Origin of the sequence: Flagellimonas sp. HMM57 (assembly GCF_021390175.1) — a bacterium.
Taxonomy (GTDB): Bacteria; Bacteroidota; Bacteroidia; order Flavobacteriales; family Flavobacteriaceae; genus Flagellimonas.
Map to the genome: position 1 here is coordinate 1,965,657 of NZ_CP090004.1, position 24,613 is coordinate 1,990,269.

The window sequence follows — 24,613 nt, forward strand, 5'->3', positions numbered from 1 at the left end:
CTAAATTCTCAATCGAGTGTGATGTAAAACTAATTCTGACTTTTTTGCTTGTTTGCGGAATCATAATCTGAATTGGAAAAAACGAACTGAATATGAAATTTAGCAAATTCCGGAATTACTTACTCAATCGGAATTTAAAATATAGCGGAATTAGACGTTGACGCAGCTCACTCAAAAGCTGAATTTTAAAATCGGAATTTGATTTAAAATTTGAATCGAAGAAACAACGAAATGGCAACATTGGCTATAAATAATTGCTTGTTCTTGCCCACTCTGAAGATTCCGCAGGAATTTTCAGCTCAGTGTGTACTTGCAAAGTTACGTGCTAACCCACGCAACTATTCATAGCCGAGACCGTTATATGCAACCCTGCAAAACCAACTCAAAATATAGAAAATGGGCAGTTTACAAGACTTGAGTGACAAACTCGGAGAATTTAAAAACCACATTGAGGATATATCAAAAATGGTAATTCCAATTATTCCAGACAAAAATGGAATGATTGACAGGCAATGTCCAAAAAGTGAATGTGAATCACTTTTTAAAATACACAGAGAAGATTGGTTAAATATTGTAAGAGATGAAGAAGTATTTTGCCCTTTTTGCAAGAATAATTCCGAGGCTAAAAGTTATTTGACAATCGAGCAAAATAATGAAGTGATTAGCGATTTGAAAAAATCAATAAGGGAATTTTGGGATTATGGATATTCGCAAACTGGACAAAACATATCCATTAAACCGAGAGAGGAATTCGAATTAAACCTAAAATGCGTAAAATGTAATTGCAGATATTCAGTTGTTGGCTCTGCATATTTTTGTCCATCGTGCGGAAACAATAATATTGAAGAAAACGCTAAAAAAGCGGTTGAAAAAATTCTTTCTAATGCCAATAACATAGAAAAAATTCAAGAGACTCTAGAAACGAATTTAAATAAAGATGAAGCAACAGTAATAACAAAATCGATAATTGAAAACTCCATTTCAGAAATAATAGGGACTCTCCAAAATTATAGTGAATTGAGATACAATTCAATATCTAGTAAAACAGCACCATTTAATGCATTTCAAAATGTTGAAAAAAGTAATAAACTATGGTTTACCCTATTTGGAACTGGATACGATGATTGGTTAACAAAACCTGAATTAGAAAATCTATATAAATACACCCAAAAAAGGCACCTGATAGAACATAAAGCTGGAATAGTAGACCAGAAGTACATAACTAAAACAGGAGATACAAATTATCAAGAAGGAGAAAGAATAATAATAAAACCCAATGACGTAGTTTGTTTAGGAACAATAGTTATTAAACTATTAAATGAAATATCAACGCTAAAAAAGGGCAGCATATAACAAAACCTATAAACAATACGGGCTTCGGGCATAAACGCTAACGTCTGCGTATATTTATATTGTCGCGAAATCTTTGGGATTTCGCTTTGACACAAAATAAGAAAAAACAAAACCAAAAGATTTCGCTATGTGCGTTAAGGAAAGCAAACGCTAGTTTGCTCCCGTACTGTTCATAGCTAAACCGTTGGGTGCAATATGAACAAACATTGAGAATTGAATGAAAATTGATATAGAAAAATATAAACCACTCATAAAATCAGCTGTTGAATTGTTTTGGAACACTCGAAACAGTCAGACGAATAAACAGTCTAAAAGCAACATTTCGGATACGGGAAACAGAAGTGCAGTAACAGGTGGAAAACAACTTGATGGTTTTTTGGAATTATTATGTCAAGTAGCTATAGATATTGGGATTCCTAAAGACTGCTTATACACTAAAGGAAATCATATTCCAGGTTTCTTTAGACCAACAAAAGATTGGGATTTACTCATAATTTCTCCTAACAAAAAACTAATTTCGGTAATTGAATTGAAATCTCAAGTCGGTTCTTTTGGTAACAATTTCAACAATCGAACAGAAGAGTCTTTGGGCAGTGCTGTTGACTTATGGACTGCATTTAGAGAAAAAGCATACCCAAATCAGACCGCACCTTGGGTTGGTTATCTAATGCTCGTTGAGAAATCCGAAAAATCTACTAAACCAGTTAGAGTTAGTGAACCGCACTTTAAAGTATTGCCCGAATTTGTTCACGGTTCATATCTTGACAGATATAAAATACTTTGTCAAAAATTAATGCTTGAAAGGCACTATTCGCAATGCTGTTTGATGTGGACGAAACAAGATTCATCCTTTGGAAACATTGCAGATGAAATATCAATTGACTCATTCCTATATTCGTTTGTCGGTCATCTCATTGGTCAACTAAAAGAATTTAAGTAAAGACCTATGGAGCGTAAAAACGGCAGAAAACACGGAGAAGTTTTTACTCAAAAAAATGTAGTCAAATACATTTTGGATGAAGTAAAGTATAGTTCTTCGTCAAATCTTGAAAGAATTAAGATTCTTGAACCAGCTTCGGGACAAGGTGCTTTTGCCATTGAAATTATTAAACGCCTTTTTGAATCTTCAAAGAAGTTCAATTTTGATTTTATCAAATCAGTCAATGAAAATGTAAGATTTATAGAAATTGATAATTCAAGTTATAAGAAATTAAAGACGATTATTTTTAATACCGTAAACAGTTATGGATTCAATGAAAATCAAGTTGAAGATTCTGTATTCTTAAAAAAAGATTTTCTAATAAATAATTTTGAAATTGAATTTGATTGTATTGTAGGAAACCCACCATACATTAGACACGAATTAATTGAATCAAGCCTAAAAGAACAATACAAAAAAATATTCTCAACATTCAAATACAGAGCAGACCTTTACGTGCTTTTTTATGAGAAGTCTTTGCAATTATTAAATTCGAAAGGTGTTTTATCATTTATCTGTTCTAACAGATGGCTTTTCAATCAATATGGTCAGCCTCTAAGAAAGTTAATCGCAAACAATTATCATATTTCAAAAATCATAAACATTGAAAAAGCCAATGTTTTTGACGAAGACGTAATAGCTTACCCTTGTGTAACTACCGTTCATAAAACAAACGGAGAATATACAGAGTATTTTGAATCTCAAGACAAAGAGATTGATATGAATAAATTGACTTTTACGAAAATGGAATCGCCTAAAAATGAATCTTGGCAAAATCTATTTCTAGATTACAATATCAATCACAATTCGTTAATTGGAATTAGAGAGCAAGGTTTTGAAATTGGAATTGGAGTCGCTACAGGAGCTGATAAAGTTTATATCAAGAAAGAGAGCGAGCTGAATGGGATTGAAAAAAATAGACTTATCCCAATAATTAAATCTCGTAGCCTAAAAGGAGAGAATATTGATTGGGATAATTCATATGTAATTAATCCATTTGAACAAGGACAATTATGTGACTTAAGTAAATACCCGCATTTAAAATCTTATTTAGAGTCGAAAAAAGAGGATTTATTAAAACGTCATATTGCAAAAAAATCGCCTGACTCTTGGTACAAGACAATTGATAAAATAAAACCTGATTTACAAAGTAAATTTAAGTTACTATTGCCAGACCTTTCAGGTTGTAAATTCCTATTTATTGACGAAGGTAACTTCTACCCACATCACAATATTTACTATATAACGCACCATGATTTAAACAAATTAAAAATTTTGGCTAGTATTTTAATGTCAGATTTTATTAAAGACCAATTATCCCAAATCGGCATAAGAATGAATGGTGGTTTACCACGTTTTCAATCGCAGACGCTAAAGAAGTTGAGAATTCCGAATCTAAATGAATTAACGAAGTTTGAAACAGACGAATTGATTAAATCATACAACAATCGGAATCTGAAAAATATAAATAAAATAGTAAATAAATACTGCACCCAACATTGTATAAAAGTAATGGCGGAGTCAGTGGAAAAACCAAAGCACTTGGATAAAAGTGAAGTATTGGCTTAAACCGAAAAATTAGTGCATAAAATCCGCCACTACTCTTATACTAGACCGTTGTGTGTAATACTGAATTAAGAAAAGTATAACAATGAAAACAACAGCACTCTTGATGGTTATATTAACATCTATGTGCATTACAAATCACCAAACAGACATAGTTCAATTAATTTATCAAGGGCAACTTATTGATGTATATGTAGAGAAGGCAATATTTCATACAGATGGGAAAGAGAATTTCCTTATGAAGTTTAAACTAATGAATACAAGTGATAGAACAGTAGGGGTCGACCTCTCAAATTATTGGAAAGTCATTTATCCTAATCAATGGGGAATTTATCAAAAACCATATCGTGAAATAATTGACGAAAGACGAATAATTCCTGATACGGTAATCAATGAAGCTGACTTAATCGATAAATATAATAACCAGACTTTAACCTTCATAAAACCAAAAGAGACAATTGAATATTATCGCAACTGGAATGGTAGTGGGGAAAGAGTTAAACTGACGGATGAGAACAGCTTTTTAATAATTACTGTTGATGGCCAGCTATTGCTAACTGACGGCGCGACTGTGGAGCAGGTCAAAATTGGAGATGAGGAGGATAGAAGAGCTATCGTTTTCAAATATCCAATTACGGACAGCTATCTTCCCAAAGAGGCTTTCATAGTTGATAAGAACTGAAAATGTACTCAACAAAGGCTAAGAAAACATGTGGGAAGACAAGGTGAAAATAAACGTTAAAACACAACACAAAACTCGATTCTTGGCAGACAAATACGTGTTTCAAAACCCACATATTTCTTAGCCAAACTGTTGTGAGCAATTAAAACCAACATCCTGCTGAAAGAATATTCCATATCGGACATTATAATATCCAATCCAAAAGAAAAGTTTTTCTACGTTGGAACTTTTGAGGGAACAGAAGATCCAAATGTTGAATGGCCACATAGGCACGATTTTTATTCGATAGTTTGGTTCACGAAAAGTACAGGAATCAATGTCATTGATTTTGAGGAATATGAAATCAAGCACGACAGGCTCTTCTTAATGCAACCAAAACAGGTTCATAATTGGTCCTATTCAAAAAACTCGAATGGTTACATTGCTGTTTTTGACAAGTATCTTTTAAAGCAAGTAGCTGATTTTACAGATGAACCCTTTTTCGATTTGTCCACTAAGAATACAAAACTTCTAAAACCTTTATTTGAAAATATCATCGAAGAGTCCAAGAAAAATGACCAATTAAGCGAAAAAACTATCGCCCAGGGAATTTCATATTTACTACTTCAACTAAAAAGATTATCAAATGAAAATCCCAAGAACGAGGAAATTAAACCAAATACTATTTTAAGATTCTCAAGATTGGTGTCGGACACTATTTCCGAAAATATTTCCGTAAACGAGTATGCCGCAAAATTGAATTTGACCGTTGACAAACTCAACGAAATCTGCAAAGAAAATTACGGACAAAGCCCTAAAACAATTATCTTGGAGAAGAAAATTACGGAAGCAAAACGACTACTCTATTTTAGTGATTTATCGGTAAAGGAAATCGCTTTTCGCTTAGGATTTGAGGACAGTTCCTATTTTTCAAGAATATTCAAACAAAAAACAAACCTTTCGCCCACCAAATTCAAAAGTGCCTGAAAATCTGGAAAAAGTCCTGTAAATGGGCTTCATTCAACTATTAGTTTTGCCTAAAAACAAAATGAAATATTTATCAATTTTAATATTCCCTTTATTCATTGCAATAAATGGATATGGGCAAACAGAAAATCAAATAAAAATGAACAGTACAAAAACAGAACGATTTAAAAAAGGTTGGGAGAAATTAAAAGAAATTGACGGACAAGCAGGCATAAATGTCATAGAAAGTTTAAAAGACGTTTCACCCGACTTGGGGGAATACACCATTGAATACCCATTTGGCGATGTTTATAGTAGAGAAATTTTGGACAATAGGACAAAGGAAATCGCTGTTGTTGCTGCTCTTACAGCAATGGGAAATGCAAGACCACAATTAAAAGTCCATATCAACGCTGCTTTGAATGTTGGTGTGACCGGAGAGGAACTTTCGGAAATTATGATTTTAATGTCGGTTTATGCAGGTTTTCCTTCTGCTTTGAACGGAACTTCTGCTTTGAAAGAAGTCATTGAAGAAAGAAAAAAGGAAAAATAACTGCTTACAACAACGTGTATAAGCTATAGCGGTTTGGGTGTTCTAACTCGAACCGATTTTTCATTAAATTAAAGTATATTGTAAACTGACAAGGTAGTTGTGTAAATTCCGCTACGTTTCATACACAAGCCGTTACATTAATTCGAAAAATGAAGAAAATTAGAATTTTAGTTTTTGCTTTAGTAAGCTTTTGGCTTCAAACGGGTATTACACAAACAAGCAATATCCTAACCACAAATTTTGGATCTATTCATTATAAAACTTTTGGAAAGGGTGAACCTCTTCTTATAATTAATGGTGGGCCGGGAATAGATTGTGAAGGATTCTCATCTCTGGCATCCCTCCTGAAAGATGATTATATGGCCATTATCTATGATCAAAGAGGTACTGGCAAATCAGATTTAAAAATCGTTGATTCAAGTACGTTGTCCATGGATTTGTTGATTGACGACATTGAAATCCTACGAAATCATTTAAAAATCAAAAACTGGATAGTACTCGGACATTCCTTCGGGGGTTTTGTAGCACAACACTATGCCTCCAAACATTCAGATAGGATAAAGGGAATGATATTGTCCGCTTCCGGAGGTATTGATACGGAGATTTTTTCTTACATAGGCGATAACGTGCATATTAGAATGAGTGATGCAGATAGAGATGCCTTAAGGTATTGGAACAAAAAAATTGCCGAAGGTGATACCACCTACCTCGCCAGGTATAAAATTGGTGAACTCAGAGCTCCTGCGTATCTATATGGAGAGGAATATATTGAACAAATCGCCCATAGGCTGACGCAATCAAATCCAGAGGTAAGAAATTTGATGCTTGCTGATTTGTCCAAACACAAGTACGATTGGAGTAGTTCCATGTCTAAATTTAAAGCACCTGTTCTTATCATACAGGGCAGACAAGATCTGGTTGGATCTGAAACGGCTTATAGGGCGCATAATGTCTATAGTACTTCCAAACTTGTATTGCTAAATAAGTGTGGGCATTATGGGTGGCTGGAACAGGAAGAAAAATACATGAATGAAATAAAGGCTTTTATTGAAAGTTTGGGTTAAAATTACTGGTAATAATATATAAAAATGCATTAAAACGCATCTTACACTTAACGTTATAAGTAAAACCCAAGTAATGGTAATTAGAATCTAATAATCGTTACATGGACAAGCATTATAATAATTTCAATAGTGAAAAAATCCTACTTTTTGTTTTTAACATTTGTATGTGTAATATTTTTAAATGCTTGTAACATCAAAGAACATAAATCAAAAGATAGTGATTCACTAAGTTTTGAAGCATCTTATCTTGGTCAAAAACTACCAGGCTTAAAAGCTGAAGTTTTTGCTCCGGGTATCGTTACGACAGAACATATGGAATTTTTCGGCAGCTTTACACCAGATTTAAAAGAGTTCTATTTTAAAAGAAAAGGTGGGAAATATAAAAAATCTACGCTGGTTGTCATTCAATACAAGAATTATCGATGGAGCGAATCTGTTGTCTCACCGGCTGAAGCCTCTGTGGGAGAACCGTCTATCTCTCCTGATGGTAATACCATATACTTGGATTCTAGATATATAGAGCGAATCAACTCTGGTTGGTCAAAGGTAAAAAGTCTTGGAGCACCCTTCAAAGATATCCCAATTATGCGCCTTACGGTTTCAGCAACTGGTACTTATGTTTTTGATGAACGAGAAGAAATTGGTACCATTCGGTATTCCCGATTGATAGATGGCAAACGTGAAGCACCAAAAGCATTCGGTAAAGAAATCAACACAGGAAAATGGATAGCTCACCCCTTCATTGCTCCTGATGAAAGTTATTTAATTTGGGATAGTGAACGAGAAGGTGGATACGGTGATTCAGATTTGTACATTAGTTTTCGTCAGGAAGATGGTTCATGGGGACCTGCGATAAATATGGGAGAAGAAATAATACCGAACGCGAGGACATATATGGTAGTGTCACCCCAGACGGAAAATACTTATTCTTCCATACATATTTAGACGAAGGAAAAGCGAGCATCTTTTGGGTGGACACTCAGGTTATCTGGGAACTCAGGAACAAATGAAAAACTATTATGTATAGTAAATGCCTATCACTAACAATGTGTATGAGTAATGGCGGTTTAAGTGATAAAACGAAAGTATAAATACAGGAGAAAGGTCGGCGCAAAACCGAAAAGTTCATGAATGGAAATCCTCTACTACTTATAGCCGGGACTGTTGTAGTGCATTAGCGATTGTTGAAATCAAATTTGAAGTAAATATTAGCAATAAGTATCAAGAATTATAAAACGGCTGAAAATATCTTTGTCCTATTGTTTGACATAAAAGAATAAAGATGAAAAACGTAATCCGAGTAAATCCAATTGGAAGTATTCATTCTGAAAATGGAATATTTTATATCAAATTAAAGAGTGAATATAAAAAGGGGTTAACAAGTATTGATGGTTTTAGTCATTTACAAATAGTTTGGTGGGGAAACTTATTTGATACACCTGAACAGAGAAACCAACTCACCACAGACAAACCATACAAAACAAGTCCTGAAAAGATGGGCGTGTTCGCTACACGTTCTCAGTTTAGACCCAATCCAGTTTTGATGACTACTATAGTTGTAGAAAAAATAGATTTCGACGAAGGAATAATTTTCACACCTTATATTGATACTGAAAACAATACACCTTTATTAGACATAAAACCTTACCACCTGTACGAAAGAGTCGAAAATTGCAATGTGCCACAATGGTGTAAACATTGGCCTTCATCGTATGAGCAATCTACAGATTTTAGTTGGGAAAACGAATTCAATTTCTGATACTATACCCGTTATACATGACCAATAAAGAAACTATACTTAAAACAATAGATTTCATCGAATCAAATTTGACATCAGACATTAACGTATCAGACATTGCAAAAGAAGGTTGTTATTCTTTGTATCATTTTACAAGGCTTTTTCAAAACATTGCTGGTATATCGCCAAAAAAATACCTTCTTCAACGAAGACTAACAGAGAGTGTTCGTCGACTACGTAATTCTAAAGATAAAATAGCGGCTATTGCTTTTGACTTTCAGTTTGGCAGTAACGAAGTCTTTTCTCGAACTTTTCGAAGACGTTTCGGCATTAATCCTTCAAATGTTAGAAAAGGTGGAACAATACCCGCTTATTTACTTACGCGAGCAATAACGGAAGATTTTATCTTTCAATCAAAAAAAGCAAGAAATCAAGAGCCTGATTTAATTGAGTTAAAAGAAAAAATGTTGGTCGGCACTTCATACTTTATCAAAGGGAATCTAAAGAAACTAGACTTATCCAAGGAATGGAATAGTTTTATGAAAGAAGTTGATTTAATCAATAACAAAATGATTCCAGAATACTATTATCAAATTCAATACTGGTCAGAAAATCAAGATTTAGAGGGGTTGAATTTTTTTATTGGAGTTGAAGTGAATAGTATAAAAGAAATTAGTCCGCAATTTGTTATTAAAACCATTCCAAAAGGAACTTATTTGAGGGTTATCCATCAAGGCTTATCGAGAAATGTTCGTTATACGTACAGGTATATTTACAATGAATTTCTTCCTGACACAAATTATAAATTATCGAAACCATTCAATTTTGAGTACTATGGAGAAAACTATTTATCACCTAACGACGAACAATCAGAAAGTCATTTGTTTATTCCGGTAAGTATATAATATCTATATTACATTAAACGAAAACAAAAATGGCTAACGACACATAAAGTCAAGCCAAACAAAGATTGAACAAATCAATGAAGAAGATTAATAGATTAATGACAAATATCTGTTCGGAAAATTTAGCAGAAAGCCGAGATTTTTATACGAAGCTGTTTGACTTTAACGTGGATTATGATAGTGATTGGTTTGTCCATCTAATTTCAAAAGATAAAAAACTTGAATTGGGAATAATTGACCGAACAAATGAAATTGTACCGAAAGGTTTTCAAAACAATCCACAAGGGTTTTATATAACATTTGTTGTTGATAATACGGACGAAATATTTGAGATTGCAGCATCGGAAAATTTTGAAATCGTAAACGAACCAGCAGATACGTTTTATGGACAAAGACGTTTGTTATTGAAAGACCCTAATGGAACCTTAGTTGATATTTCATCTCCAATTAAGGACTTTGAATTCTAAAACAGATTACGAATTGGAACCAAAGGAAAGCAATCGGAATAAAAAAACACACTACAACAATGCATATAAAAAATAGCAGCTTCCCTACTCAACTGAAACTTATTTTCTTGATTTTAGTTTATTAAAAAATACGAAAGGCAGTTTCCTGAAATTCGCCGGACTTCACATAGTGCGGCGTTAGCAACAAGCTGAAAATAGCACTTAAAAACAAAAATAATTAATGTGTTCAATGGATATTATCTTATTAAACTTTGCTGAAATTAGAAGGCGGAGTATAAAATTATGGAATGGAATTCCGAACGAATATTTAAATTGGAAACCTGACAAAAATGCCTTTACATTTATTGAAATGATTAGGCACGTTTTAGAAGGCGAACATCTTTTCCATAAAATAATTCAGAATCGAGGAAATTTAGGTAATTATCAATCACCTTGGAAAGAACTAAAATATTCGGACTTAAAAAGTGAGCTTGAATTTTCGGAAAAATATCGAACAGAATTTCTAAATATGATAAAAGAGTTGAAAACAGAAGATTTAGAAAAGGTAAGGATTGAGAGAAAAGAAGTTGGACAAAGTAAAAAACTCGGAGATTATCTGAATCGAATTGCATATCACGAATCTGTTCATACTGGACAAATGTTAGATTATTTAAGAACTGCTGGAATTGAAAGACCTAAAATATGGGACTAAAAGGCCAGTTACTAACAATGTATAACCGTAATTACTGCGGATTCGAATATGCTTCAACAAGCTCAGCACAGGCTAGAGTCCACTCAGAATTGTGAGCGTCTGTGCTTAACGGAAAACTAACGCGTATAAACCCTTAACTGACGGTTATACGAGACCGTTATAGGTAATTTGAACAAAACGAAATGTATGAATAAGCACTTTTGGGTTTTATTAACTTTTTTGGTTGTATCCTGTATATCAATAGCTCAAGAAAAAGAAGAAAAATTCTTAAATGAACTAAAACAAGAAGTTCAAAATGAAAAAATTCCAGGATGTGGAATAGTAGTAATTAAAAATGGGCAAACTGTACTTTCAGAATCTCTCGGACTCTCTGATTTTGCTTTTTCAGTGCCTGTTGATAGCAGTACGATTTTTTCAATTAACTCACTTTCAAAAATATTCGCGGGCACTGCAGTAATGCAATTGGTGGAAGATAGAAAAATAAAGTTATCAAACTCAATTTCAGATTATTTGGACGATTTACCGAATAAGTGGAAAGGAATTACAATTCACCAACTTTTAAGTCACACTTCTGGTTTACCTGATATTGAAGACACTCAAAATGGTGGCCTGATTGGGGGCAAAGGCGAAAAAATTGCTTGGGAAAAAGTTAAAAATAAGAATATTCGATTCAAAGCAGGAGAAAGGTTTGACTATATCCAAACAAATTATGTGCTGATTTTAAAACTGATTGAAAAAGTAAGTGGAATGACTTACTTGAAGTTTTTGCAAAAAAATCAATTTGATAAAATTGGCATAAACAAAGAAATTATTTTTGGGAGTTCTTTTGAAAGTGTTCAAAACAAAAGCTCGACATACAGTTATTACGAAAAGAATAAACAAACTGGCAAGTACGAAAAGGGAGAAAAACTATTTGAAATTTCAGAAGATTTTTCCCCACTTGTTTGGGCGGATGCAGGTGCATTTGCAACTACTAATGCTTTGAGCAGATGGATTAAAGCTTTGGAAAACGACATATTTATAAGTTCAAAAAGCAGGAAAGAAATGTGGACTGCCGTACCATTGAATGATGGTAAATATGGAGGGTTTGGTGGGTTTTTAAACGGTTATGGATATGGATGGCCTGTTATTATGCGAGAAAATCATCCTGCTGTAGCACCTATTGGTGGTGGACGGGCGTCTTTAATTATTTATCCTGATGATGAACTAACAATTATTCTTTTGACAAATCTGACAGGCAGTTCACCTCAGAAAATAATTGAAAAAGTAGCTCACCACTATTGGGAATAGAAAAACTACCTGCAACATTGTATATAAGTGATAGCGAATCAAGAGATAAGAAGTAAGTATAAAAATAAAGGTCAGTACAAAACCGAAAGGTTTGTGAATAGAAATACGCTACTACTCATACACTAGACCATTGTAGCCAATTAAAGAACAATAGGATGAAAAAAGAAATCATTAACCGAAAAGGAGCAAGAAAAGTACAGGATATTCCGAAAGAAGTTTTGGAGTTGCTGAACGCAGGAAAAATCGAAACGGTTAATTTAACTGAATGGTTAGCGATTGACCATTTAATACTCATCCAAACAAACTTTGCGGAAATTGGAATTTCGAAAGAAAATACAAAACTGATTTCAGAGAAAATAAAAGCTCAAAAAAAGCCTTCTACAATGAATACAATCAAGTTAGTCGGCTCAATGCTTTACGAATTATATTCTGACGATAAAGCATTTAACTTAATCTTTGACAAATTGAGTTCTCACTTGTCCGACTCCATTCGCTGTTACGCACCATATCTTAAATCTTTACATCAAAATTTAAGTATATCCGAAAAACTAAATCAATCTGAAAAGCTCATTGCCGATAATCATTTTGGAGTGCGAGAGGTTGTGTGGATGGCTTTACGACCTGAAATTGAGGAAAATTTAGAACAATCTATCGATATTTTAAGTGGTTGGACAAAAAACAAAGATGAAAATATAAGACGATTTACGACTGAATCGACAAGACCAAGAGGAGTTTGGTGCAAACATATTGAGCGATTAAAGGAAAATCCAGAAATGGCTTTACCTATTTTGGAAAATCTAAAGTCGGATAAATCAAAATACATTCAAGACAGTGTTGGGAATTGGTTGAATGATTCAAGCAAATCGAGACCTGATTTTGTGATTGAACTTTGTAAAAAATGGCAAAAGGAATCACCAACAAAAGAAACAGAAAAGATAATCAAACGAGCAAGACGAACGATTGATAAAAAATAATTACAGCCAATAAAGAACTGAGCTAAAAAACAAATAAAATTCAGCTCAATCTACCTGTATAATTTGTAATAGTTAAGACTTAATCTGACACTTTCAATAAATTAGTTTAACCCTAAAATTAGATTTGTCAGATGAGTACAGGAGAAAAAATCATCAAACCCAAGTTAGGATTGCTTGAACTTGCGAAGCAATTGGGCAATGTATCCCAGGCCTGTAAGGTAATGGGATATAGCCGGGATAGTTTTTATAGGTTCAAAGAACTTTATGAGCAGGGTGGACAGCTAGCTCTCCAAGAAATTTCAAGGAAGAAACCGATTCTGAAGAACCGTATCGGGGAGGAAATCGAAAAGGCAGTTGTTGGGATGGCCATTGAACTTCCAGCCTATGGACAATTACGTGTGTCCAATGAACTGAAGAAGCGGGGCACGTTCATATCCCCTGGTGGCGTAAGGAGCGTTTGGCTGCGCCACGATCTGGAGACCTTTATCGACACTTATTGCAAAGTGGCCTTCGTTAAGCTCTATGACCGTAAGAACGCCATCACTGCGGCCGATCTGCTCAATGACAGGGAATCCCCTTCTTCCAGCAAAGAGAGCTTCCCTTGCTGCGTATATTGACCGACAGAGGAACCGAGTATTGCGGGAAACGCGAACACCACGAATACCAACTTTACCTGACCATTGAGGACATCGACCATACCAAGACCAAGGCAAAGAGTCCGCAGACAAATGGTACCTGTGAACGTTTCCACAAGACAATGCAGAACGAGTTCTTCTTTGTCGCTTTCAGAAAAAAGGTCTATAAGTCCATCGAAGGGCTGCAAACCGACCTCGACCAGTGGATGGAACGGTACAATACCGAAAGAACGCACACAGGAAAACACTGTTATGGAAAGACTCCTTTGCAGACTTTTGAGGATTCCATACTTTTAGCAAAAGAAAAGCTCATCGAGCACAATGAGCTTAAAGGCTCTTTTCAAGTGTCAGATTAACCAAAACTGTCAGGTTAAGTAGTAGCTAGTACAAATAAAACTAGGAACAAATATTTTGATAGAACATCTTTAAAACGGAAGCCTTAAAGGACTTATTCCTTTTTCCAAGGATGGACAATGATGAGTTGGACAATGACTCCAACAATAATTAAAGAAACGATTTCTACTTTTAAGAGCAGTTTGCCCATATTCAATGATTTTTCCCCTTTTTCCGAAAGAGTCAGACTTTCTGTAAACCTAATGTTTGCAAAGTCATCCATAATTATCGTGATACGGTCAAGGATAACGTTCATTTTTAAGCGTTTTTTTTCTAAGGTTTCATCGGTATCGTCCAGGATAGATTCTTCCAAATCCAGCAACTTAAGATATTTTGTTTCCAGTTCATTTAAATGAGATGATTCGTTTGGTGTAAGCTTTAGCGCTCCAATGTTGGTCAATAACCGTTCAATCGTTGTAGTTTCATTGAAAGGGTGGGACAATATGCCATTAGTACTTAACTGTAATCGTTTTAAGTGGAACTGATGATATAGTTTATACACGTAGTATTGGGCAATTCTTTGGTCTTCATATATGGAATCCATTGTGCTATGTACCATTGATGAATGCTTTTTATTTAACCAATGGGTCCCTAGTATCAAGATGATTACTAAAAGTATGGACTTGGCCAGTAGAAAATTATTTACCAAGACCGTTCCTTTGCCCTTAACTTTTGCATGCATCTTCTAATTTATTTATCGTTTTTTAATGTTCCGCCCGGCACCTTAAGAATAGAAGTAGGCTTTGGTATACCGGACGGAATCACTAACCAAAAAATTGGAGATGTTTTTTATCGAAGGAAAACATTCTCTTAGCTATTCGGTATTGTTTATGGCCATACTCATTGTTTAATTTTGATGTTGGAACAAAAAATCCATCCAAGTATTTTTTATTGCTGTTGTAAGGATTTGTATAGAGGAAAATCGGACATTGTTCCGTTTGAATATGGTATTATCCTATCTTTTTTGTCGATATCCGTGATATGCGCCTCAGGTATATTTTTCTGAATATAGTGCAAGGGATCGAACGTAGTGCTACGTGAGAAATCCAAGAACCCCTTTTGAGGCACTATTGCCGTTTGTATGTTGTGCTCATCCCTGAAATTTTTAAAATCGATGGAATTGGTTCCTGTAAACAGAGCTGTTTCAATGGAATGTATATTTCTGTAAAACCTATTGATTAAAAAGGTTTTTGCAGTTGAAAACTCCTCATTTTCAAGCGCAGTTATAATTTGATTTGGTGAGAATCCGTAAAGTTCAGAGTCAAAGAGCGGCATTTTATAAGGATATACCAGTATAAGGTTGATTATTTCCTTGGAATAGAGCTCAAAAGCGTACTCGGCCAATTTTAACGACCTTGCGCTAAAGTCGGTAGGAATCAATACTTTTCTCATAATGTACTTTATTTTACTTGGATACAATAGTAGCCTCGTGACATTAAAGAGAGGTAAGAAGGAGATTAGAACAGTATTAGAATTTCAACGGGCTATTTTAAAACCCTCGTCAGTATTTGGTAATTGTACAAGGACATGAGTTCCTTTTTCGATTTCTGAATAAATTTTTAACTCTCCCCCATGTAGGCGAATTATCTTTTGGGATAGCGCAAGACCAAAACCAAATCCTTTATAGCCCCTTGCATTTGAACCCCGATAAAAAGGTTCAAATACGTTTTTAAGATCCTCTTTGGGTATGCCTATACCTTTATCTTTTATAGAGAACAGAATGCCGTTATCCTCCACTTGAAGACTCAGGTCAACGGTACCGTTTGTTGAATATTTCAATGCGTTGTCCAAAATATTCAACAAGGCCACTTTCATAAGACCATTATTTCCACGAAAAACAAGCGTATTGGAATTTTGCGGTAAAAATTGAAAGTTGCAGTTTATCTTGTTTGAAATAAGGGAATCAAAACTCATTTTTACTTCCATCAATAACTCATCGGCCCGAATGTTTTCAATGATCAACCCTTTGGAATCGTGCTCGGTGTGTGCAAGGTCAAGAAGAGCGTTTATCAACTCATCAAGACGCAAAGCTTCTTTTTCAATGGTTTGGAGTGCTTCAATATATTCCGGTTCTTTTCTGGCTTTATTCAGGGAGACCTCCGTTTGGCCAATGATTGCTGTTAGGGGATTTCTAAGTTCGTGCGAAGCGTTGTGTACAAAATTACTTTTCATCTCAAAAGAGGTTTCAAGTCTGTCCAACATGGTATTGAACGTTCTGGATAGTTCCCCAAGCTCATCCTTTTTATGTTCTGTAGCAAGTCGCAGATGAAGGTTTTTTGCCCTTATTTTATTTACTTGCCCTGTGATAACCAAAATAGGCTTTAGGACCTCTTTGGCATAATATCGGCCAATAACGAAAAGCAGAATCAAACTCAAAGTAAATGCTGTCAACAGTGTCCTTGTTAGGTTTTGCATTTTTGCAGATCCGTAAAGGTCTTCAGCAGAAAGTACTACTATAAAGTCCCCTTGATTGTCTTTGTAAAGGATAGCCGTGTAATAATTGTTCTTTATCTTAACTTCTGCGTGGCCATTATTAAAGACGTCATCAAAGAATTCTGGTTGCAAAGGAGACTGTGAGTGAGAGATTAAAGATCTTTCGTCCAAATTGACTTTCAAGATTTTCTCTTTTTCGTTAGGAAGTGTCCGTAAGTGTTTTTTGCGTATATCTTCGTAGATGCTCGTGCTTAATTCGTCCTCTTCCAAATAGGCCTGTGCCGCAATGGACACCCTTTGTTTTAATCTAAGGTAGAACTCATTCTGCGTGTAATTCTCTACAGAAAAGTAGATAAACAGAAATACTGACAATAGTAACATAGCGGTCAGCAACACAAAGATCAATGTTATCTTGTTTCTAATCTTCATGATTCGTAGGCTCTTTCACTATATATCCCATTCCAATTACTGTATGGATTAATTTTGGCTTATAGTCCCTATCGATTTTATTTCTAAGATAATTGACATAAACATCAACAACATTGGTCCCAAGATTGAAGTTGATGTCCCATACACTTTCAAGAATATCAATGCGGCTCAAGACCCTGTTCTTGTTTTTCAAGAAAAACTCTAGCAAACGGAATTCTGTGGAAGTCAATTTTATTTCATCACCAGATCTTTTTACTATTTTGGCATCCCTATCAAGTTCTAGGTCAAATACAACAAGTTTTTGGTTTATAGATAACGTTGAGATGTGCCGTCTTGACAATGCCCGAATCCTTGCCAAAAGTTCTTTGAACTTAAAAGGTTTCACCAAGTAATCATCCGCTCCTGAATCCAATCCCTTGACCACATTTTCGGTTGTTCCAAGGGCGGTGAGCATTATGATCGGCAGATTTTCATAGTCCAGTTCCCTAATTTTTTTAGCGACCAGCCTCCCATCCATGCTGGGCAGGACAACATCAAGTATAACAAGGTCTATTCGTTTCTGTTTTAACAGTTCTAAGCCTTGTGCACCTTCATAAGCCAAAAAAACTTCATAGCCCACTTCATTTAATCCTTTTTTAATAAAGGCAGCTACGTTCTGCTCGTCTTCTATGACCAATATGCGTTTTGCCATTAAGGAATACCATGTAGGATATTAAAACTAAAAATAAAGATAATCATATAGTGTTCAGAAGAAGTTGTGAAAGATATTAGAATGGTATTAGAATTATATCTAAGTTTTGAAAAAGAATTCAACCAATTGACCGAATTATGGATTTTGTTCTGTTTCAAAATCAATATTCAATGAAACATTTGATTTAGCATATGTGCAGATTGAAGGTATTTTTGGAGGATTATATGGTAGCGGAGTAGCACGAATCTATGAGTACAAAAACGGAGAACGGACTATAAACGAAATATTAGGAAGTTGGATAAGCTGAAAAAAGGACACGACAATAATGGCTAAAATTCCTAATTAGAATTTCAAGACTTTTTGCTAAGTTTATGTTTATGGTAGAATGATACTTGTGTGCGATTCTGTAACAAAATCATAGCCGAGACCGTCATGGCTCGTTAAAAAAAACGGGATTAAAAAAAATGGGATATGAAAATAATGTGTCTTAACGGATGGGGCGGAAAACTGTATGATAAGTTACTTCCATATTTGATAGAAGAAAATCCAGACGTTCTTTGTTTGCAAGAAGTTGTACATACACTAGAAACGGATAAAGACTGGTTAATGTACAAAGACGGAGACCACATTCTTCCTCAGCGGGCCAACTTTTTTCAAGATGTTCAAACTGCATTGCCTGACCATATTGGAATTTTTTGTCCTGCATCCCAAGGAATACTTTGGGATGAGGAAATCAAAATTCCTTCCCAATGGGGACTTGCAACATTTGTACGAAAATCATATCCAATAATCGGACAAATACAAAGATTCGTGCATAAATCATATGCACCTTATGATTATGGTGAACATCCACGCTCTCGGAGTGCACACGCTATTAAAGTATTCGATTATAAAGAAGACAGATCTGTTGTTGTAGCCCATATGCACGGGTTAAGAGACTTGAACGGGAAAATGGACACGCCCGAGAGAACGGTACAGGCACATAAATTAATGTCTCTTGCAAATGAGCTTACTGAGCAGAATGATTCTCTTGTAGTATGCGGAGACTTCAATGTAGAGCCAAATAGTGAGACTTTAAAAATTTTATCCAAAGCTGGACTAACTGAATTAGTAACCACACGAACATCAAAGGGCACTCGAAATTCTCAATATAAGAAGGAAAGTAGATATGCGGATTATATGCTGGTCAATGAATTGATCAATGTTTTGGGTTTCAACGTAATTTTTGAGCCTGAAGTTTCGGACCATTGCCCACTAGTTCTGACTATCTAAATAAATGGAAAACAAAAAATGCATCAAAACGACCGTTTATACCAAACCGTTGTAGCGCATTGTAAAAGAAATAAGACATTAAGAATTCAACAATATGAAGACTTTTTTTGGACCAACTCTTTCGCTGTTTTTTGTAGTATTTCTTTTTGCTTGCACGAGAAAAACCAAAGACCTTATCAAAGTTGATGAGGTATCGCCTTGGTGTATCATAGATTTTGACTCTTTAGATAGGACGCCAAAACAGCGGATTGCCATGTTAAAACAAATGGGATTTACAAAATATGGCTTTAATAAGGGAAAAGGAGACCTGAGCAAAATGAAGGATGAATTCAAACTTGCTAAGGAGAATAATATTGAGATAACCTCGATTTTTCTTTGGTTAAATGCCAAAAGAGATAGTGTGGGCAAGTTGAGTCCAATGAATCAAGAATTACTGACCAATTTAGCTGAAACAGATAGTAAGCCCATCATATGGTTAAGCTTTAGCAATAATTTTTTTGAGGAGCTTAATCAAGAGCAATCCGTAGAGTTATCTATTGAAATGATAGCGTTTGTAAAGTTAAAAGCTGATGAATTGGGTTGTAAATTGGCTCTGTATAATCATCATGGTTGGTTTGGAAATCCCCATAATCAAGTCGAGATTTTGGAAAGGTTGAACCAGGACTCAATCACTATGGTGTATAACTTTCATCATGCCCATGAGTATGTTGATGAATTCCCTGTAATCGTAAAAAAGATATTGCCATATTTATCCTATGTCAATTTAAATGGAGTAAGAAAGGAAGGGCCTCAAATTTTGCCAATAGGTCAGGGTGATCACGAATTTGGAATGATCAGGCAATTATTGGATGAAGGATTTGATGGACCTTGGGGCATTTTAGGACATATTAAAACTGAAGACGTGGAAAAAGTTTTAAATCGAAATATGGAGGGATTAAAATTAATAAATTCAAAACTGAATAAGCTGGAAGAAAATAAAACAACCCACAATAATGTACAAATATAATTACGGTGGATTCAGGGATGTCCAAATCCACTTGGAATCTCTGATATCAGTGCTAAAAATCCGTTACTGTGCTTATACAAGACCATTATCTTCATTATGAAAAAATCGTTCCTACTTTTCATCTTTGTACTGATAATATCACAATTGTCTGCTCAAGACACATTGGTTTTTTCTCAAGAAAATTCTCTAATGTTTAGCAATAAATATTATTTGTATCCTAAGTCAAAAACATTTGAGCATAAATTCAAAACTGATGATGGACAAATTTGGTATGGAAAAGGAGCTTATAAAATTGATGGCGGGAAATTGTTTTTAAGTTTTGGAGATTCTGAGAAAGAGATTAAGATAGAAAACAGAATTACCAAAATATATGACCAATCAAAAAAAACCGATACATTGATTGTTAAGTTTAACGATTTAAAACAAAACCAAATATCTGGATATATTAAGTTTAAAGAAGAATACTTTTATGTCGATTTTGATAATGGAACGATAAAAATACCTAAAAGCAAATTTAAAAAAGTTGATGATCCAACTGTCGAAACTTTTATTCAAGGTTCGCTTGTAAATATTGAACTAACAAAACTAGCGGAGTTAAAATATCTTAAAATTACTACATCAGATATTTATAGTTATTATCATTTTGAATCTAACTTTAAACGAATTTTGAAATTTAGTAACAACGAAATCATATCAGCTGACTTTTATAATACTACTAATAAGCGAAAAGTAAAATTTGTTGCTGAAAATAACAAAGGCTAACAATGGTGTATAATAATACATAATAGGGTTTTACGCTGAGCGGAAGATCTGTCTGTGATTTACAATGTCGCCAAATATTAAGGTTGGCGTTTGGGAAGAATAATAAGAGAAAAGGAGTTATATTTTGCCTAGTGTCAATCTGAAACACATTGCATATTAACAACCAATGTTTCTTATGCTAGACCATTGTAGCCAATTTGAGAAATGACAATCCGAGAAATATTAAATACCACAAATCACAGACCATGGGAAATTCCGACCGATAGTTGGAAATTTTATCAAGAATGGAACAATGCAATATTTCTTCATTATCAAGTTGACTTGACCGAATTGAAAAAATTCGTGCCCAAAGAATTGGAAATCGAGCTTTTTAACGGCGAACCTTGGATTTCAGTTGTTGCCTTTACCATGGAAAAGATAAGACCAAAAAACCTACCTTACTTTTCGCCAATATCAGATTTTGACGAAATAAATATTCGGACCTATGTTAAGTCAAATACTAAAACCGGAGTTTACTTTTTAAGCATCGAAGGGGGTAAAAGGTTATCTTGTAAAGTCGCAAAAGGAATTTCAGAACTTCCTTATAGATTTTCAAAAATTAAAAGGACCAACAAGAGATATCAATCCCAAAATTTGGAATTTAATGATAAACTTGACATTGAATTTACAATTGGAAAAGAACTGACCAAAAAAACAGAATTGGACAAATGGTTAACGGAAAGATATGCTCTTTTTCAAGATACTGACGAGTCAATTAACGAATATGAAATCCATCATTTGGAATGGTCAATTAATGAGATCGATTTAGGGAAATTAGATTTAAGTTATCCAAGATTTGAAAAGTTAATAAATGAAGGACCAAGTAAAATCCATTACTCTAAAGGAGTGAAAGTATTGGCTTGGGGGAAAATTAAAAACAAAAAAACTGCTTGCAATAATGGCAACAATTTATAACCGCCATTCAATCAATCATTTCGATTAAAAAACACGTTGGATTGTAGCAATTGGAGCAATTGTACTTAAATATGCTCAATGGGAAGATTGACCCTGAACATGGCAATATTGTGGATTTGAATAGATAAAATTCATAACGGGCACCATCTCCATAAGTTTACTTAAATTCTGCTAGCAGCAATCAGGTTTGCGAAAGGCGAGTACGATAAAGTACTTGAAAAGTCAACTTTAAGAATGATAGTTAGACGTTGTAAACACGAGCAGAACTTCGTAAAACCACCACTATACGTTTTCTGTTACGCTAGGCTTCAATTTTTGCTCCAAAAGCCTTTTATTGATGGTATTGAATAATGGAAAGATTATCCCAGTCCCAAGCAACAGCCCTGCCAATACGAAGATATTGGGTGTCGATGCTAAAAAAGAACCGCTGTTAAGCACACCAAGAATAAGTAGGGTTGAAAGCGGAAAGGATAGTGCCAAAATAGTGATGGCGTAATTATTATGAAATGTTTTTTTCTTTTCTGGTATTTCATTTTCATTGCTATCTACCGCTGCAATATGGGCATATGGCCAAAAACTGCAAGCACTTAGACCGAAAGAAAGCAATAATAGGATTTCGTTGGTGACCTGTATCCCTGAAATGGACACAAACAGTCCTACTATCAACACGACCAAGCCAGCACGTAAACAAAGCAATGAAAAAATTTGAAAAAACTGTTTTCTTTTAATTTTTACGGCTAGCCCTATAAAAAGGAGAACCAAAGGGGTCATAATAAGACTTAGTTTTTTCAATGTTTCGCTCAAGAAAAAGGGGAGTGTATCCATGGTAAAGCCAAAACCTAGTAGAAACAATGCCGCTATTATAAACAAATTTACAGGTTCTGTAACCATGGCTTTTAGCATGGGCTTTAATTTAGAGAATTTGGCCTTGGTTTTTTTTGATTGCAAGGTATAGTGCCAATTCATAGCGATGAGGTATAAAAATACCAGTACAAATACCTTGTTCCCTAAATCTGCCATAGCGGCTTTAGCTAAATAATCCTTCCCCAAAAATTCCAGCACAAAGGGAAAGCAGGATAGGCCGGGTGCCAAGGAGGGCATTAATAATTTTGCGGTACGAAACTCGGAGGTATTCTTCAAAATACCCAGAATTGGGAGCAAGAAAGGCATAACGATGAACAAAAGCAGGTTGAGCCCTAGGGCGAGCAGAGGCAATAACAACAATTGAAGTTCAATTTTTACGCCCAATAAGGCAATAAAAATTGTTGCTGGTAGTGCCAAGTTCAAAATGATTTTCTTTATACCAGAGATTTCATCCTTGGACTTAAACTTTACTTTAAGTAAAACCCCAATCAGGATAAAAAATAGAAATACGACCGTTTTTTGAAGACTAATATCCATCGTATTAGGCCAAAACCTTTCCGAGTGCTTGTGTAAAGAGTTTCATTTCATCCATAGTGCCCATACTTACCCTACACCAATCTTTGCCCATAAAATTGAAAGCACGCACCCCAACCTTTAAATTGGTCATTTTTTCAAGAAATGCTTTGCCTTCCATTTCTATTGGAAAAATCATAAAACTGGTATAGGAGGGAACGTATTCAAAACCCATTTGGTCAAGACTTTGATATACATATTCCCTGCACTCGGCATTTAGCTTTCTGGAACTATCCAAAAATTTCGAATCATCCATAGCGCCCATAGCTCCAAAAACAGAAGGGTAGGAAATACCCATTCCGGCACGTGTGATTTTTTGAAGTTTGTTCAATCGTTCCTCTTGGGCTACTGCATAGCCTACACGAAGCCCGGCCATACCGTGAATCTTTGAAAAGGTTCTTGCGATAATTACATCTTTTCCTTCGCTTATTAAAGAAACCATACTCTTTTTCATTCCATCGTCTAAAAATCCAAGATAAGCTTCGTCAATAAAAACAGGTACTTTTTCAGATACCCTTGAGCAAAAGTCCAATAAATCTTCATGCGGTGTTATGGTTCCGGTAGGATTGTTGGGGTTGCAGATATAGATCAGTTTTGTATCCGCATCAATCGCTTTTTCCATAGCATCCAAATTGTGAGACCAATCGTCTTTCAATGGAACTGGTTTCCAGCTTCCGCCCGCTGCTTCGGCAACACGAATCAATGACATATACGCTGGGTCCGCTGAAACTACATTTCCACCATTCATAAATAATACCATGGCGGTTTTTTCCAATAAATCCGAAGAACCAGGTCCCATCATTACATTCTTGCGTTCCACTCCTTCAAACTCTGCAATTTTATCCATTAACTGAAATAATTCTTTCCAAGCATAGCGGTTGCCACCAGCTGCTGAATTTTTCAATGCTTCCAACGCCATTGGTGAAGGCCCATAAGGATTTTCATTTGCGTTGAGTTTAGCAGCCAGAACAGGAAACTCCCTTAAGTTTTTGGGAAGGTATTCTTTAAAGAAAGGACTATAAACCGCATCGCCATTTGAATCGAGCTGGAGCGGTAGTTCCAGATTTTTAGAAAATCCTAAGTAAGGTGCTGCAAGTACACCACCAGCGGTAAGAACCCCAGTTTTTATCCAATTTCTTCTGTTGATTTTTTTAGTTTCCATGAGCAATGTTAATTTGAGTTAGCTATAGTCACTAAATTAAAGGCAGGGGAAGAAAAAACCTATGGTAATACGATAAAAATCAATGGGTTAAAATATATAAAAATGAATTTGACACTGTAGAAATTATCAATCTGTCATACTGATAATTGCAATAAAGATATATTTTATGGTACTTGTATTGCCTTAAACCCAAGCATATGGAAAATCAAAATTTCTCCAAGTTTCAGAAAAA

General features: G+C 34.8%; 24 protein-coding genes and 1 pseudogene. 19 read left to right on the forward strand and 6 right to left on the reverse strand.

Going from position 1 to position 24,613, the window contains the following annotated elements:
• Positions 1-396 precede the first annotated feature (396 nt).
• The 15 genes and pseudogenes from LV716_RS08670 (at position 397) to LV716_RS08740 (ending at position 14,198) form a co-directional block, all read left to right on the forward strand.
• The gene (locus LV716_RS08670; RefSeq protein ID WP_163417349.1) at positions 397-1,353 is read left to right on the forward strand and encodes a hypothetical protein; all 957 of its coding nucleotides are present in this window, start codon (positions 397-399) and stop codon (positions 1,351-1,353) included.
• Between the two features lie 217 nt (positions 1,354-1,570).
• Positions 1,571-2,293, forward strand: coding sequence for a PaeR7I family type II restriction endonuclease (locus LV716_RS08675; protein ID WP_163417350.1), 723 nt, complete (start codon positions 1,571-1,573; stop codon positions 2,291-2,293).
• Positions 2,294-2,299: 6 nt separating this feature from the next.
• Positions 2,300-3,901, forward strand: a complete 1,602-nt coding sequence (locus tag LV716_RS08680) for an Eco57I restriction-modification methylase domain-containing protein (protein ID WP_163417351.1) — start codon at positions 2,300-2,302, stop codon at positions 3,899-3,901.
• Between the two features lie 235 nt (positions 3,902-4,136).
• Positions 4,137-4,580 carry a hypothetical protein gene (locus tag LV716_RS08685; protein WP_163417352.1) on the forward strand — a complete coding sequence of 148 codons (444 nt, stop codon included), beginning with the start codon at positions 4,137-4,139 and terminating at the stop codon, positions 4,578-4,580.
• A gap of 189 nt (positions 4,581-4,769) precedes the next feature.
• On the forward strand, positions 4,770-5,546 hold the full coding sequence (locus LV716_RS08690; RefSeq protein ID WP_255674480.1) for an AraC family transcriptional regulator: 777 nt from the start codon (positions 4,770-4,772) through the stop codon (positions 5,544-5,546).
• A gap of 139 nt (positions 5,547-5,685) precedes the next feature.
• A complete protein-coding gene (locus tag LV716_RS08695) occupies positions 5,686-6,078 on the forward strand; it encodes a carboxymuconolactone decarboxylase family protein (protein WP_163417354.1) in 393 nt (130 codons plus the stop codon).
• A 149-nt stretch (positions 6,079-6,227) separates the two neighbouring features.
• Positions 6,228-7,142 carry an alpha/beta fold hydrolase gene (locus tag LV716_RS08700; protein ID WP_163417355.1) on the forward strand — a complete coding sequence of 305 codons (915 nt, stop codon included), beginning with the start codon at positions 6,228-6,230 and terminating at the stop codon, positions 7,140-7,142.
• Between the two features lie 129 nt (positions 7,143-7,271).
• Complete coding sequence (locus LV716_RS08705; RefSeq protein ID WP_163417356.1) at positions 7,272-8,087, forward strand: PD40 domain-containing protein; 816 nt, start codon at positions 7,272-7,274, stop codon at positions 8,085-8,087.
• Between the two features lie 337 nt (positions 8,088-8,424).
• Positions 8,425-8,901: a TrmO family methyltransferase gene (locus LV716_RS08710; RefSeq protein ID WP_163417357.1), complete on the forward strand. Its 477-nt coding sequence runs from the start codon at positions 8,425-8,427 to the stop codon at positions 8,899-8,901.
• Between the two features lie 17 nt (positions 8,902-8,918).
• Positions 8,919-9,785: an AraC family transcriptional regulator gene (locus tag LV716_RS08715; RefSeq protein WP_163417358.1), complete on the forward strand. Its 867-nt coding sequence runs from the start codon at positions 8,919-8,921 to the stop codon at positions 9,783-9,785.
• 77 nt (positions 9,786-9,862) lie between these two features.
• Positions 9,863-10,252 (forward strand): VOC family protein, encoded by a 390-nt coding sequence (locus LV716_RS08720; RefSeq protein ID WP_163417359.1) that lies wholly within the window; start codon positions 9,863-9,865, stop codon positions 10,250-10,252.
• 229 nt (positions 10,253-10,481) lie between these two features.
• Positions 10,482-10,943: a DinB family protein gene (locus LV716_RS08725; protein WP_233759263.1), complete on the forward strand. Its 462-nt coding sequence runs from the start codon at positions 10,482-10,484 to the stop codon at positions 10,941-10,943.
• Positions 10,944-11,129: 186 nt separating this feature from the next.
• Positions 11,130-12,233, forward strand: a complete 1,104-nt coding sequence (locus tag LV716_RS08730; protein WP_163417361.1) for a serine hydrolase — start codon at positions 11,130-11,132, stop codon at positions 12,231-12,233.
• Between the two features lie 155 nt (positions 12,234-12,388).
• Positions 12,389-13,207: a DNA alkylation repair protein gene (locus LV716_RS08735; protein ID WP_163417362.1), complete on the forward strand. Its 819-nt coding sequence runs from the start codon at positions 12,389-12,391 to the stop codon at positions 13,205-13,207.
• Between the two features lie 131 nt (positions 13,208-13,338).
• Positions 13,339-14,198: pseudogene (locus LV716_RS08740) on the forward strand (helix-turn-helix domain-containing protein).
• Positions 14,199-14,290: 92 nt separating this feature from the next.
• Here LV716_RS08740 and LV716_RS08745 read toward each other — a convergent pair.
• The 4 genes from LV716_RS08745 to LV716_RS08760 form a co-directional block, all read right to left on the reverse strand.
• Positions 14,291-14,917, reverse strand: a complete 627-nt coding sequence (locus tag LV716_RS08745) for a hypothetical protein (protein ID WP_163417363.1) — start codon at positions 14,915-14,917, stop codon at positions 14,291-14,293.
• 206 nt (positions 14,918-15,123) lie between these two features.
• On the reverse strand, positions 15,124-15,627 hold the full coding sequence (locus LV716_RS08750) for a hypothetical protein (protein ID WP_163417364.1): 504 nt from the start codon (positions 15,625-15,627) through the stop codon (positions 15,124-15,126).
• An 84-nt stretch (positions 15,628-15,711) separates the two neighbouring features.
• The gene (locus tag LV716_RS08755; RefSeq protein ID WP_163417365.1) at positions 15,712-17,097 is read right to left on the reverse strand and encodes a HAMP domain-containing sensor histidine kinase; all 1,386 of its coding nucleotides are present in this window, start codon (positions 17,095-17,097) and stop codon (positions 15,712-15,714) included.
• Complete coding sequence (locus LV716_RS08760; RefSeq protein WP_163417366.1) at positions 17,087-17,788, reverse strand: response regulator transcription factor; 702 nt, start codon at positions 17,786-17,788, stop codon at positions 17,087-17,089. The genes LV716_RS08755 and LV716_RS08760 overlap by 11 nt, the downstream gene beginning before the upstream one ends.
• Positions 17,789-18,259: 471 nt before the next feature.
• Between LV716_RS08760 and LV716_RS08765 the strand changes: the two genes are divergently transcribed.
• From LV716_RS08765 to LV716_RS08780, 4 genes are all read left to right on the forward strand, one after another.
• Positions 18,260-19,060 carry an endonuclease/exonuclease/phosphatase family protein gene (locus LV716_RS08765; protein ID WP_163417367.1) on the forward strand — a complete coding sequence of 267 codons (801 nt, stop codon included), beginning with the start codon at positions 18,260-18,262 and terminating at the stop codon, positions 19,058-19,060.
• Between the two features lie 94 nt (positions 19,061-19,154).
• Positions 19,155-20,066, forward strand: a complete 912-nt coding sequence (locus LV716_RS08770) for a sugar phosphate isomerase/epimerase (protein ID WP_163417368.1) — start codon at positions 19,155-19,157, stop codon at positions 20,064-20,066.
• A gap of 96 nt (positions 20,067-20,162) precedes the next feature.
• Positions 20,163-20,828: a hypothetical protein gene (locus LV716_RS08775; RefSeq protein ID WP_233759264.1), complete on the forward strand. Its 666-nt coding sequence runs from the start codon at positions 20,163-20,165 to the stop codon at positions 20,826-20,828.
• Between the two features lie 204 nt (positions 20,829-21,032).
• On the forward strand, positions 21,033-21,782 hold the full coding sequence (locus LV716_RS08780) for a YqjF family protein (protein ID WP_163417370.1): 750 nt from the start codon (positions 21,033-21,035) through the stop codon (positions 21,780-21,782).
• 282 nt (positions 21,783-22,064) lie between these two features.
• Here LV716_RS08780 and LV716_RS08785 read toward each other — a convergent pair whose 3' ends face one another.
• Positions 22,065-23,183 carry a permease gene (locus tag LV716_RS08785; protein WP_205600111.1) on the reverse strand — a complete coding sequence of 373 codons (1,119 nt, stop codon included), beginning with the start codon at positions 23,181-23,183 and terminating at the stop codon, positions 22,065-22,067.
• 4 nt (positions 23,184-23,187) lie between these two features.
• Positions 23,188-24,381, reverse strand: coding sequence for a histidinol-phosphate transaminase (locus LV716_RS08790; protein ID WP_163417371.1), 1,194 nt, complete (start codon positions 24,379-24,381; stop codon positions 23,188-23,190).
• Between the last annotated feature and the right edge of the window lie 232 nt (positions 24,382-24,613).